We start from the raw sequence: 13,570 nt of genomic DNA, 5'->3' as shown, positions 1-13,570 counted from the left end.
ACCATCCTCCGAATCGCGTTTCGGAAGCACGGAAGCGGAGCGCGCTTGCCGCCTGATTTGATGTTCTTTCGATACAAATTTTTCGCCTGGAGGGCTAGTCTTCCCCTTTCGAAAAACCGCAAGTGCATTTCAGTTTTTCTGACACCAATGAAACATTCGTATGCGTTTCACGGGAAAACGGACATATTTGTATGTTTTCGAACAAAAACACGCGCCCGCGTCATTATCGGCGCGTGTCTTTCCATGCCCCGCTATTGGGCCGGCCCGGCGGTATGGGTCGCAAGGACCGCCCCCGTCTGGTCATCCACCTCATTCAGCACCACACCATACCCCCACAGCGCGGCGAGGTAATCGAGCGTCTGGCGCGCATCGCGGGCCTGAAGCAACTGGCCGGCCCGGGTGCGATGCTCCAGCTTCAGGGTACGGTCGCCCAGCAGGTCCACGTCGACGATCTCGATCTCGGTATAGAACGTGCCGGGATCGTAGACGCGCGCCAGACTGCGGCGGATTTCCCGATACCCGGCCTCGTCATGAATGGCATCGACCAGCAGATAAGGCTGGGCGGTGTCATCGCTGAGACGGAACATGCGGAAATCGCGGATCACCCTGGGCGAGAGAAATTGCTGGATGAAGCTCTCATCCCGATATTCCGCCCAGGCATGCCGCAGCGTGCCGATCGCATCCCCATTGCCCGCGATGTCGGGGAACCATGCCCGGTCCTCGGCGGTCGGCTCGGTGCAGATGCGCACGATATCGGTCATCATCGCATAACCCAGCGCATAGGGGTTGAAAGACGCCCCTCCCCCCATGTCGAAACCCGGCTGGTTGATCACGTTCGACGTCGAATGGATAACCTCCAGATAGGCCGCATCGTCGATCCGCCCCAGTTCGTGCAACCGCCGCATGATGTAGACATGCACCCAGGTCGCGCAGCCCTCGTTCATCATCTTCACCTGGGGCTGCGGATAGAAATATTGCGCGATCATCCGCACGATACGGATGATCTCCCGCTCCCACGGGGCCAGGCGCGGCGCATTCTTTTCCAGGAAATAGAGCAGATTTTCCTCGGGCAGCCCCAGCAGGCGACGCGCATCCCCTCCTTCGGCCGCCCCGTCGGCGCCACCGGCCTCGGTGGGAAGCGTCCGCCACAGATCGTTGAAGATGCTGTCCTCATAAGCCCGTCGCTCTTTCGCGCGCTGCTGCTCGGCCTTCAGGTCGAGCTTGCGGGCGCCGGAATGGCGATTGACCCCCTGGTTCTGCAAGGCGTGGGCGGCATCCAGCACCCGCTCCACCGCCCGCTGGCCGTGCCGCTCCTCGCAGCGGGCGATGTAGCCACGCGCGAATTCCAGATAATCCAGAATGTCGGACGGGTCCGTCCATTCCCGGAACAGCCTGTTATTGCGGAAAAAATGATTATGGCCGAACGCCGCATGCGCGATCACCAGCGCCTGCATCGTCGCCGAATTCTCCTCCATCAGGTAGCTGATGCAGGGATCGGAATTGATGACGACCTCATAGGCCAGCCCCATCAGCCCGCGCCGATAGGCATTCTCGTGCCCGATGAAGCGCTTGCCGAACGACCAGTGCTTGTAGCCCACCGGCATGCCGTGCGCGGTGTAGACATCCAGCATCTGCTCGGACGTGATGATTTCCACGCGGTTGGTATAGGTTTCCAACCCCAGTTCGCCATGCGCGATCTCCTCGATCGCGTCGTAGCAATCGCGGATGGTCTGGAAATTCCAGTCATTGCCCGAATAAAGCAGCCCCCCGGACCGCGCCGGCGTGCCGCCTCCTGATATGATCTGATCCATCAAGCCTCCGCCGTATCGCGCTGACGGGAAAACAGGTCGCGGAAAACCGGGAAAATCTCCTTGCGGTCGCCCACCTGGCGGATCGCGAGATGATCGTTCTCATCGGCGATGGCGCGATAACTGCGCCACAGGTCGGTCTCGCCACGGATCACCGCCCCCGAACCCGTAATTTCGATATAGGCATAATACTGCACCGCCGGCAGGATATCGTCCCGCAGCAGGCTGGCCGTCCGCGTGGTATCGGACGACGCATTGTCGCCGTCGGACGCCTGGGCGACATAGATGTTCCAGTTCGCTGACGGAAAACGCTCCCGCTGGATGGTGCGCATCAGTTCCAGCGCCGACGAGACGATGGTGCCGCCGGTGCGCGGATCGTGGAAGAACGTATCCTCATCCACCTCCTCGGCACTCTCGGCATGGCGGATGAAGACGATTTCGACCTTCTTGTACCGCCGCTCCAGAAACACATGCAGCAGCAGGAAGAACTGCTTCGCCAGATCCTTCATCCGTTCGGTCATCGAGCCCGAAACGTCCATGATGCAGAACATCACCGCCCGCGTCGCCGGCTGCGGCATGATGGTGTAGCGCCGGAACCGCAGATCGACCGGATCGACCCACGGAATCCGCGCCAGCCGCTGCCGCAGCATCCCGCGCCGCTCGCGCAGGCCCTCAAGCTCCTCCAGTTCCTCGGGCGAAGCCGGACGCAGGGCTTCCAGCGCCGCGATCCGTTCCTCCACCTCCAGCAACTCGGCCGGCTTGGGCCGCCCCAGCCCCAGGCGCCGCGCGATCGAGCGCCGCATCGTACGCCCCAGATCCAGATGCGACGGCGCGCCTTCATTACTGAGGCCCGAACGGGCAGGCACGCCGTTTTCGGTGGTCGAGATCTCGCGCTTGAGCAGGTCGGGCAATTCCAGATCGTCGAAAAACAGATCGAGGAACTCGTCCCTGCTCAGCACGAAGCGGAAGGAATCCTCACCGCCCCCCTGCTCGCCAGCCTGCCCGGCCCCAGACCCCTGGCCGCCACCGCCGCCCGGAGGACGTTGCAGCCGGTCGCCGCGCGAAAATTCGCGGTTTCCGGTCAGCACGATCTCGCGCGTGCCCTCGGAGAAGACGCGATGCAGCGAAGGTTCGTGCAGCGCATCCGCCGGGACCGAAATCGCATTGCCCTGCCCCACTTCCCGGATCTTGCCGCGCGCCACCGCATCCCGCACGGCTGTCTGCACGGCCGAGCGGGCGCGTTGCAGCACCCGCCGCCGGTTCTCGAGATTTTTCCCATGGGGATTGGGACGTCTGTCAATGATATCCACTGGCCGGCACCATTCCCGTTCAGAGGCTGTTTCGAAAATAATGCTGATGCTGCGTCGATAGCGGGCCACCTGCGGCCGAACCCGCGCGGGCTGTCGCACCTCGCAGCGGAGCCGGCCTTGCCGGCCGGTCGCCGCGCGGTATGGAAACCGCGCGCAGAACCAGCCGTCAGCGGCACCCTGGCAACAGCGCCTCAGGCGGATTGCTTCACCCGCATGTACCATTCAACGAGCCGGCGGACCTGACGTTCCGTATAACCGCGCGAGACCATCCGCTCGACGAACTCGTCATGCTTGCGCTCGGTCTCGCCGTCCTTCTTGGAGCCGAAACTGATCACCGGCAGCAGATCCTCGACCTGGCTGAACATCCGTTTCTCGATCACGTCGCGGATCTTCTCGTAGGAGGTCCAGGACGGGTTGCGCCCGCCATTGCCGGCCCGCGCGCGCAGCGAGAACTTCACCACCTCGTTCCGGAAATCCTTGGGGTTCGCGATCCCAGCGGGCTTCTCGATCTTGGTCAGTTCCGCGTTCAGCAACTCGCGATTGAGCATCTGTCCGGTATCGGGGTCCTTGAAATCCTGATCCTCGATCCAGGCATCGGCGTAATCCAGATAGCGGTCGAACAGGTTCTGGCCGTAATCGTTATAGCTCTCCAGATAGGCCTTCTGGATCTCGTGACCCAGGAATTCGGCATACCGCCCCGCCAGTTCCGATTTCAGGGTCGCCAGATAATGCGCCTCGATATCCGCCGGAAACTGCTCGCGCCGCACCGCCTGTTCCAGCACATACATCAGATGCACCGGATCGGCGGAAATCTCGGCCGAATCATGGTTGAAGGTCGCGGACAGCACCTTGTAGGCGAAGCGCGTGGACACGCCATCCATCCCCTCATCCACCCCGGCGGCATCGCGATATTCCTGCATCGTGCGTGCCTTGGGGTCGGTCTCGCGGATGTTCTCGCCGTCATAGACCCGCATCTTGGCGAACTGGGTGGAGTTCGGATGAGGCTTCAGGCGCGACAGGACCGCGAAACGCGCCAGCATTTCCAATGTGTTGGGCGCGCAGGGCGCATTCGCCAGGCTGGAGGACTGCACCAGCTTCTCGTAAATCTTCGTCTCCTCCGCTACCCGCAGGCAATAAGGCACCTTGATGACGCAGACACGGTCCAGAAAGGCCTCGTTGGTGCGGTTGTTGCGGAAGGTCTGCCACTCCGCTTCGTTCGAATGGGCCAGGATCACGCCGGTAAAGGGAATGCTGCCGATATTCTCGGTGCCGACGTAATTGCCCTCCTGCGTCGCCGTCAGCAGCGGGTGCAGCATCTTGATCGGCGCCTTGAACATCTCGACGAACTCCAGCAGCCCCTGGTTCGCGCGGTTCAACCCGCCCGAGAAGCTGTAGGCATCGGGATCGTTCTGGCTGAAATGTTCGAGCTGCCGGATATCGACCTTGCCCACCAGCGCCGACACGTCCTGATTGTTGTCGTCGCCGGGTTCGGTCTTCGCGATCGCGATCTGGCGCAGGCGTGATGGATGAACCTTGATGACGGAAAAGCGCGACAGGTCGCCGTCGAACTCCTCCAGTCGCTTCAGCGCCCACGGGCTGGCGACACCGCCCAGCAGCCGGCGGGGAATGCCATATTGTTCCTCCAGCGCCGCGCCCATGCGGTCGGGGTCGAACAGGCCCAGCGGGCTTTCGAAGACGGGGCTGACATGCCGCCCGGCCTTCAGCACATAGATCGGCTCCTTCTCCATCAGGGCCTTCAGCCGCTCGCCCAGGGACGATTTGCCACCTCCGACGGGGCCGAGCAGATACAGAATCTGCTTGCGCTCCTCCAATCCCTGCGCCGCATGGCGGAAGAAGCCCACGATCTGCTCGATCGTCTCCTCCATGCCGTAGAAATCCGAGAAGGCCGGATAGATCCGCAGGGTACGGTTCATGAAGATGCGCGACAGGCGTGGATCGCGCGAGGTATCGACGCTCCTGGGTTCGCCGATCGCCTTCAGCATCCGCTCCGCCGCGGTTGCGTAGCAGGACGGATCGGTGCGGCAGGCTTCAAGATAGTCAGACAGGCTCATCTCGATTTCGCGACGCTGATCGCGCATCGCAGTCGCCAGAGAAAACACGTTGAAATCAGAAACCATCCTGGGGAGTCTCCGAACCGGCGCCAGAACCCGTCATTGCGTCTGGACGCCATGCACCATGGATAGGCATTGCCTCCGGGGAGCCGCCCCCGGAGCGGGAAGAACCGTCAGTTCCGTTCGGTCTGCAATCGGGTGGTCAATACACAATCCCCCTTGCTGTCTTGCCCATTTACAGGCAGATAGGCACGCTGCCGCCCCAGACAAGGGCGACTGGCAATGGTGGAATCGCAGTCATGTATCGCGCTGCGAAATCCCGGGCCGTCATCGCCGAGGCTATCGCTCCCCGCATTCGGGATTCAACCTAAATCGCGCGCGCTGCGTAAACACGCATCCGGACAGCAAGAGTTTTTCGAAACGATCCGACGCGTTGCGGCTACGCACGGCTCTGCGAAAAAGGCACCCGCAGACCGTCGAAAGCCGCCTCCACCCCCTCCGGCAGGTTGTCGCGCATCCAGGCCCAATCCATGTCGGTACCCATATGCGTCAGGATCATCCGGCGCGGCGCCACGCGCTCGCGCCACGCCAGCACCTGGTCCAGCCAGGCATGGGCATTGTGCGGGCCCGATCGCTGGTAACAATCCACCAGCCAGGTCTCGACTCCCTCCAGAACGGCAAACGCCTCTTCGGACAGGTCCGCCACGTCGGTGGAATAGGCGATCGTCCCGCACCGCACACCCAAGGAGAGCGTGCGGCCATGAATCTGCTCGAACAATGTCAGACTCAGCCCCGCAACGTCGTATGTCTGGCCGGCATGCACCTCCCGCGACACCACGACCGGCCGATAGAAACCGGGCGGCACCCAAGGACGGAAAGCGTACGCAAACCGCGTTTCCAGCTCCGCCAGCACGGACGGCGTGGCCATGACCGGCAAAGGACGGCCGATCGCCCAGTTGATCGCCCGGACCTCGTCCAGCCCCGCGATATGGTCGGAATGGGCATGGGTGTAGAGAATCGCATCGAACCGGTCGATGCCCTGCGCCAGCAACTGCGCGCGCAGGTCGGGGCCGGTATCGATCAGCACCGCCCGCCCGTCATCACCCCGCAGCAGGACCGACGCCCGACTGCGTACATTGCGCGGTTCCGAAGGATCGCATAGCCCCCAGTCGCCCCGGCCATCCGGCCCGCCGATCATCGGCACGCCGGCAGACCCGCCACATCCCAGGACGACCAGTTCCATCGCTCAGGCCGCCCGGCTGAACAGGCGGTGGAAATTTTCCGTGGTCACATCCGCCAGTTGCTCGGGCGCCAGGCCATGTTCTTCGGCCAGGCGCAGCGCGGTATGGGCGACCAGAGCCGGTTCGTTACGCTTGCCGCGACGCGGCACCGGCGCCAGGTAAGGCGAGTCGGTTTCGACCAGCAGCCGGTCCTTGGGAATATCGCGCGCAATCGCCCGCAGCACGTCGGAGCGCGGAAAGGTCAGGATTCCCGAGAAACTGATATACCCGCCCAGTTCCAGCGCCACCCGCGCCAGATCGGGGCCGGAAGAGAAGCAATGCAGCAGGAAACGGAACCGCCCATGCGCTTCCACCTCCTCACGCAGGATCGCCGCAACGTCCTCATCCGCCTCGCGCGCATGGATCACCAGCGGCAGGTCCATCCGCCGCGCCGCCGCGATATGCGCGCGGAAGCGCGCCTGCTGCAACGGACGCACGGCTTCGGCGCCATGGAAATAATCCAGCCCGCTCTCTCCGATCCCGACCACGCGCGGATCGTCGGCCAGCGCGACGATGCCGTCGGCGTCGGTCACATCGCATTCCTCGACATGGTCGGGATGGGTGCCGACCGTGCACCACACCCGCACGTCCGGCCGGTCGAAGCGGGTCAGATCCTTCTGCTGCTGCGCCCGCGACAGGCGGGTGCCGATCGTCACCATCCCCTCCACCCCGGCCGCACGCGCCCGGTCCAGCAGGTCCGGGATTTCATCATCGGTGAAATGGTCGAGATGACAGTGCGAATCGATCAGCCCGGTCGCGGCCCCGTTCATTGCGCCGCGTCCTCCACATAACGCGGGAAAACCCCCTGCGGCGCCGGAAGAACACGGCCCTCGGGCAGCGGCCGGTCCAGAGACGCGAAATCGCGCTCGTCCTCCGCCGCGCCCAACTGGGTCAGCATCGCGCCCATGCTGCCGGGCATGTAAGGCTGGAGCATGGTGCCGATCACGCGCAGCACATCCACCAGCACACGCAGCACCACCGCCATCCGCTCCGGGTCGGTCTTGCGCAGCGCCCAGGGGGCCTGATGGTCGATATAGGCGTTGCAGGCCCGGATTACCCGCCACACATCCTCCAGCGCGTCGGTCAAGGCGTGGCGGTCGATATGGCCGTGCATCAGCGTGGGCAGCAGTACCGCCTGCGCCAGCAACGCATCATCGGCCTCGGTCCGCACGCCCTGCGCGGGCAGCACGCCGCCGCAATTGCGCGCCACCTGCGTCAGGGTCCGCTGGGCCAGATTGCCCAGATCGTTCGCCAGTTCGACATTCAGCCGGTTGATGATGGCCCGCCGGCTGAGGTCGCTATCGCCGCCGAACGGCATTTCGCGCATCAGGAAGAATCGCACCGGGTCAACGCCGAACTGCGCAACCAGGTCGCGCGGGTCCACGACGTTGCCCAGCGACTTGCTCATCTTCTCGCCCTCGATGGTCCACCAACCATGCGAGAACACGCAATCCGGCAGGTCCAGCCCGGCGGCCATCAGCAGCGCCGGCCAGTAGACCGCGTGGAAGCGGACGATATCCTTGCCGACCAGATGCAGGTTGGCGGGCCAGAACCCGGCGCGGGGATTGTCGACATCGGGGAAGCCGATGGCCGACAGGTAGTTAGCCAGCGCATCCACCCACACATACATCACATGGTCCGGATCGCCGGGCACCGGAATGCCCCAGCGGAAGCTGGTGCGGCTGATGGACAGGTCACGCAGCCCCTGCCGCACGAAACTGGCCACCTCATTGCGCCGCGACGCGGGTTCGATGAAGCCGGGCCGGGTCTCGTACAGTTCGAGCAGCCGATCGGCGAATTCCGAGAGTTTGAAGAAGTAGGACGGCTCGCGCACCCATTCGACCGGCGCCCCCGTCGGCGCCACCTTCGTGCCGTCCGGGCGGGTGACCAGTTCATCCTCGTTATAGAAGCTCTCGTCGCGCAGCGCGTACCAGCCTTCGTAAGCGCCCAGATAGATATGCCCGTTCGCCTCGATCCGCTCCCACAATGCCTGGGCGCCGGCGATATGCCGGGGCTCCGTCGTGCGGATGAAATCATCGTACGAGACATTCATCACGTCGTACATCGCGCGGAAATCGGCCGAAACCTGATCGGCAAAAGCGATCGGCGCCACGCCGGCGGCCTGCGCCGCCTGCTCCACCTTCTGCCCATGCTCGTCGGTCCCGGTCAGGAAGAAGACATCATCGCCCGCCAGCCGCTTGAAGCGCGCCATGATGTCGGCGGCGACGGAGGTATAGGCATGACCGATATGCGGCGCCCCGTTCACATAATAGATCGGTGTCGTGACGTAATAGCGCCCTGTCATCTTCCACTCACCAAAGTCAGGCCACTCAGCAGGGCCTGTTGTTTATCCAGATTGAACCGTTCCGTCTCGACCCGAAGGTCGGTCAGCCGACGCCACAACTCCGCCATGCGGCGCGCCGACAGCGATCCGTCCGCGTGTTCTCCGCCGCGCCCCTCGCGCAAGGCAAGGGCGCGCGCATGCTTCGATATGGCATCACACAACAGATCGAAGAAGACCGGAAAGCCATTTTCCCGCTTCAGTACGCTCTCGGCGATCTCGTACATCGCCCCTTCATCCGGCGGCGTTTCGAGCACGCGCGCCACCAGCCCGCCCAGCACGGCACCGTCTCCCGCCAGCAGCGCCAGGGCACGACCGGGCGACCCATGGGCCAGCGGCGCCACCCGCGCGATCTCTTCGGGCGCACTCTCCGCCGCCACGCGGGCCAGAACCTCGTGCATCCGTTCCGGCTGCAACGGTTCCAGCCGCAGCGTGCGGCACCGGCTGCGGATGGTCGGCAACAGGCGGCCCGGCGCCGCGCAGGTCAGGATCAGGATCGCGCGGGGCGGCGGCTCTTCGAGAATTTTCAGGATCGCATTGGCCGCGCTGCGATTCATGAAATCCGCGCCATCCACGATCACCACGCGCCATCCGTCCTCGGCGGCCGTGCGGTGCAGAAACTGGCCGATCGGCCGCACATCGTCCGCCACGATCTCGGCGCGCATCCGCTGGCGCTTCTCGTCCATGCCACGGGCGATATAGAGCAGGTCGGCATGACTGCCGGCCGCGATCCGCCGCGCGGCGGTGCTGTCCGCCGCCGTCGCCTTCAGCAACACCCGCGCCATCCAGAAGGCGAAGCTCGCCTTGCCGATCCCTTCCGGGCCGGTCAGCAGCCAGGCATGATGCAGCCGCCCGGCACCCCATGCCTCCTCGAACGCGCGGCGGGCATCGTCATGCCCCACCGGCTCCGGGCCGTCCCGTGGCGCAATGCCCGCCATTCAGGCGGCTCCCGTCAGCCGCGCATCGACCAGTCGGGCAACCTCTTCCGCGATCGCCTCCGCCGGCCGGTCGGCGGCCAGGCACACGCAACGCCCCGGCCGCGCCTCGGCGATCGCCGCAAACCCCTCGGCCACGCGGGCATGGAACGCCTCATCCGCCGCTTCATAGCGGTCAGCCCGGCCGCCCCGCGCATGCAGGCGCTGCAAGGCCCGCGCGCGCTTCAGCGTCAGCACCAGCGTCAGGTCCGGCGTCAGCCCGACCTGCCCGGTCAGCACCTCGATCAGCCCGATCGTCGCCGGGTCGCCCTGCCCGGTCCCGTATCCCTGATAAGCCATGGTCGAATCCGCGAACCGGTCGCAGATCACCACCGCGCCACGCGCCAGCGCCGGCCGGATCAGCCGGTCCACATGGTCGCATCGCGCCGCGAAATGGGCCAGAATCTCGGCGCGCAGCGACAGGTCATGGCCGCCGAACAGCAGGAAGTCGCGCAACGCCTCGGCCCCCGGCGTGCCACCCGGCTCGCGCGTGCGCACCACATCATGGCCACCGGCCCGCAGATGCGCCTCCAGCAGCCCGACCTGGGTGGATTTCCCGGCCCCTTCGCCGCCCTCGAACGTAATGAACAGGCCCGGCACCGCGCTCAGTGCCGGCCCAGTTTCTGGCCCAGCACCGTCGAGGCACGCGCCAGCAGACCCAGCCTCGGCACGGCCTGCCCAGCCACGAGCTGCATCCTGATGTCCGGCAGGCCGGGATTCGTCAGCACCAGGTCACCCAGCACCTGCCCCGCCGCCACCGGCGCCGCGACGGGCGCCTGATAATCCACCCCGATATGCACCCGGGTGCGCCACCCATGCGGCAGCGTCATCACCACATCGCGGGTCGCGACCAGCGGCACGGTCGGCTGGGTGCCCAGCCAGACGGCTGCCTGCTCCACCACGTCACCCCGACGGAACAGCGTCGCATTCTCGAAATTCGCGAACGCCCATTCCAGCAGCCGCTCGCCCTCATGGGCGCGCGCATTGCTCGACGGCATGCCGTTCAGCGCCAGCACCACGCGGTTGCCCCCCCGATCGGCGCTGGCACACAGCCCGAACCCGCCGGCATCGGTGTGGCCGGTCTTCAGCCCGTCGGCCAGCCCCTTGTCCACCAGTACGTTGCGGTTGCCCTGCGATATCTTGTTGAAGCGGAAATCCTTCTCCGAGAAGAAGTGATAATATTCCGGAAAATCGCGGATCAGCCGCACCGCCACGGTCGCCACGTCGCGGGCGGACATATAGTGGTTGTCGGCCGGCCAGCCGGTCGCATTCATGAAGTGCGAATTGGTCAGCCCGATCTTGCCCGCGGTTTCGTTCATCAGGGCGACGAACTGTTCCTCGGAGCCGGAAATACCTTCCGCCAGCACGATGCACGCATCGTTGCCGGACTGGATGACCATGCCCTGGATCAGATCCTGCACCGGAATGCTCTCACCGAGGGGCACGAACATCTTCGAACCCTGCATGCGCCAGGCCTTCTCGCTGACCGGGAGCGCCTGATCCAGCTTCAGCCGGCCCGATTTCAGCATGCCGAAGACGATATAGGCCGTCATCATCTTGGTCAGCGACGACGGCGGCATGCGTTCGTCGGCCGCCTTCTCCAGCAGCACCGTACCGGTCGTGACATCGACGATGCAGGCCCAGCGGGCGAGGGTATCGACCGGCCCGATCAGGCTGGCAGCCGGCGGCCCGGCGGGGGCCGTGGCCTGATCCGGGCCGGATTCATCGTCCGATTGCGCGGCGGACGGGGCACCGGCGGCGCCATGCGGATGATGCCGGCGCGGCGCGGCGGCCGCCAGAGAACCGGTAGCGGCCAACGAGGCCGTCCCGGCCAGAAGAAACCTTCGGGTTTGCACGTTCATCCTTATTCGACGACGATCCGGGCGCCGGTCATTCCGTCGCCCAAAAGCTGGTCCAGCGCCCTGTCCGCCCCGGCGACATTCGTGAATGGCCCCACATGGACCCTCCAGAGTGCCCGCCCGCGCTCCTGCACCGGGATCACCCGCCCACCGGTCCGCGCGGCGGCGACGTGAGCGTAACGCTGGGTGGAAAACGTTCCCGCATCGACCCACAACATGCCGCCCTGAACATATCCCTGCCGCACGTCAGGCGGCAGGTCGCGCATCAGGGCCGAGACATCGGTGGTCCCGACCGCACCAGCGGGCGCCGAGACGACCGTCCCGCCACTTCCCGGACGATCGAGCGATTCCGCGCGAATCTGGTCAACCGGCGCGGCCGAGACATCCAGATGCTGGCCGCCCGGCAACGCCTCGGCCAGTTGCTCGTTCTCGGCCTCGTGCCCGATGATCTCGACCTGCACCGGATTGGCACCAATCCCCAGCAGGGCCGCGACGCGGGGCGTCAGGCCGACCAGCCGTCCGCGTTCCTCCGGGCCACGATCGTTCAGGCGGATGGTCAGTTCCCGCCCGTTCTCCATATTGCGCACGGTCACGATCGCCGGCAGTTGCAGGGTGGCATGGCGGCCGGTCAGGGATTGCGGATCGTACTGCTCGCCGTCGGCGGTGATGTACGGCGTCTGGTCGGGGTCGGCTACCGCCAGCCCGGTCTGGCGATAGCCGAAATCCTCGCGCGGATATTGCCACACCCCGCCCATCTCATAGGGCGCGCCCACCACGTAATGCGGGTGCGCGGGCGGCAGCGGCGGTTCGGCCCGATGACAGCTCGCCAGCCCCAGCACGGCCAGCGTCGCGGGCAGGGTACGGCACGCGCGCGTCACGTCACGTCGCGCCCCAGCAGCCCGACGGCCAGCGCGTAGAAATCCGAAGGATTATAGCGCCGGATGACGGAGAAGTTGCGATAGACCATGAAGGCTTCCCCCCCCGGCCCATCCGGGCGGATCACCGCCCCGCGAATATCGGCGCGCGAAAACGCCCGCCCATCCGCCCGGCGCACGCCCTGCCCCATCCAGTCCTCCAGGGTACGGACATTGCCGCGCCCCAGTTCGGCTTGCGCCAGCGTCGCCGGCACCGTGATCTCCTGCCCCCAGGGCTCGCCGGCCACCCAGCCGCACCGGGCCAGATAATTGGCGATCGAGGCCATCACGTCGGGTTCGCTGTTCCAGATGTCCCGGCGGCCGTTGCCGGTAAAATCGACGGCATACCGCAGATAGGCGCTGGGCATGAACTGGGGCTGCCCCATCGCGCCGGCATAGCTGCCCAGCATCGAATCGGGTGCGACATCCCCATGGTCGAGAATCCGCAGCGCATTCATCAGTTCGCCCCGGAAGAACGACGCCCGCCGCCCGTCATAGGCCAGCGTGGCCAGCGCATCCGCGACATGGAACGACCCCATCCGCGTGCCATAGGCCGATTCCAGCCCCCAGATCCCTACCAGCGGCTGGCGGTCGACATTGAAATGCCCGCTGACCTCCGCCAGCAACGCGGCGCGGCTGGCCGCCGCCGCGCGCCCGTCGGCAAGCTTCTTCGGTGTCAGCACCTTCTGGCAGTATTGCGCCCAGGTCAGGGTAAATTCGGGCTGGTGGCGATCCAGTTCCAGCACCCGTGCATTCGGCGCATGCAGCGCCAGCGCGCGGTCGATGATCGTGGCCGACAGGCCATGTCCCACCGCCTCGGCCCGCACACCGGCCAGAAACGCGGCATAGGATTGCGTCGCCGCCCGCGCGGCGGGCACGGCGGCGAAAGCGGCCGAGGCCGACAGCAGGAAATCACGGCGTCCGATCATGACGGAAGCTGTGCCACAACCGGCCGGTGGCTTTCAATCCTCGCCGCTGGCGGCAGGCGATTTGGCGGTGATCGCGAAGCGTG

Annotated in this window: 11 protein-coding genes; all 11 read right to left on the bottom strand. The window is 65.5% G+C overall.

What is annotated here, in order from left to right:
- Positions 1-251 precede the first annotated feature (251 nt).
- On the bottom strand, positions 252-1,811 hold the full coding sequence (locus HLH25_RS04980) for a SpoVR family protein (protein ID WP_182973024.1): 1,560 nt from the start codon (positions 1,809-1,811) through the stop codon (positions 252-254).
- Positions 1,811-3,118 carry a YeaH/YhbH family protein gene (locus tag HLH25_RS04975; protein WP_182973023.1) on the bottom strand — a complete coding sequence of 436 codons (1,308 nt, stop codon included), beginning with the start codon at positions 3,116-3,118 and terminating at the stop codon, positions 1,811-1,813. Before HLH25_RS04975 ends, HLH25_RS04980 begins: the two co-directional genes overlap by 1 nt.
- A 191-nt stretch (positions 3,119-3,309) precedes the next feature.
- Positions 3,310-5,256, bottom strand: coding sequence for a PrkA family serine protein kinase (locus tag HLH25_RS04970; RefSeq protein WP_182973022.1), 1,947 nt, complete (start codon positions 5,254-5,256; stop codon positions 3,310-3,312).
- A 373-nt stretch (positions 5,257-5,629) separates the two neighbouring features.
- Positions 5,630-6,433 carry an MBL fold metallo-hydrolase gene (locus HLH25_RS04965; protein ID WP_182973021.1) on the bottom strand — a complete coding sequence of 268 codons (804 nt, stop codon included), beginning with the start codon at positions 6,431-6,433 and terminating at the stop codon, positions 5,630-5,632.
- 3 nt (positions 6,434-6,436) lie between these two features.
- Positions 6,437-7,240 carry a TatD family hydrolase gene (locus HLH25_RS04960; protein WP_182973020.1) on the bottom strand — a complete coding sequence of 268 codons (804 nt, stop codon included), beginning with the start codon at positions 7,238-7,240 and terminating at the stop codon, positions 6,437-6,439.
- The gene (gene metG / locus HLH25_RS04955; RefSeq protein ID WP_182973019.1) at positions 7,237-8,775 is read right to left on the bottom strand and encodes a methionine--tRNA ligase; all 1,539 of its coding nucleotides are present in this window, start codon (positions 8,773-8,775) and stop codon (positions 7,237-7,239) included. The genes HLH25_RS04960 and metG overlap by 4 nt, the downstream gene beginning before the upstream one ends.
- On the bottom strand, positions 8,772-9,749 hold the full coding sequence (locus HLH25_RS04950; RefSeq protein ID WP_182973018.1) for a DNA polymerase III subunit delta': 978 nt from the start codon (positions 9,747-9,749) through the stop codon (positions 8,772-8,774). Before HLH25_RS04950 ends, metG begins: the two co-directional genes overlap by 4 nt.
- Positions 9,750-10,385, bottom strand: a complete 636-nt coding sequence (gene tmk, locus HLH25_RS04945) for a dTMP kinase (protein WP_182973017.1) — start codon at positions 10,383-10,385, stop codon at positions 9,750-9,752.
- A gap of 5 nt (positions 10,386-10,390) precedes the next feature.
- Positions 10,391-11,647, bottom strand: a complete 1,257-nt coding sequence (locus HLH25_RS04940) for a D-alanyl-D-alanine carboxypeptidase family protein (protein ID WP_182973016.1) — start codon at positions 11,645-11,647, stop codon at positions 10,391-10,393.
- Between the two features lie 2 nt (positions 11,648-11,649).
- On the bottom strand, positions 11,650-12,522 hold the full coding sequence (locus HLH25_RS04935; RefSeq protein WP_310889045.1) for a septal ring lytic transglycosylase RlpA family protein: 873 nt from the start codon (positions 12,520-12,522) through the stop codon (positions 11,650-11,652).
- On the bottom strand, positions 12,519-13,487 hold the full coding sequence (locus HLH25_RS04930) for a lytic murein transglycosylase (RefSeq protein ID WP_182973015.1): 969 nt from the start codon (positions 13,485-13,487) through the stop codon (positions 12,519-12,521). The genes HLH25_RS04935 and HLH25_RS04930 overlap by 4 nt, the downstream gene beginning before the upstream one ends.
- Positions 13,488-13,570: the final 83 nt, after the last annotated feature.

Origin of the sequence: Gluconacetobacter dulcium (assembly GCF_014174165.1) — a bacterium.
GTDB classification, from domain to species: Bacteria; Pseudomonadota; Alphaproteobacteria; order Acetobacterales; family Acetobacteraceae; genus Gluconacetobacter; species Gluconacetobacter dulcium.
This window is presented reverse-complemented; position numbering and strand designations above follow the sequence as displayed.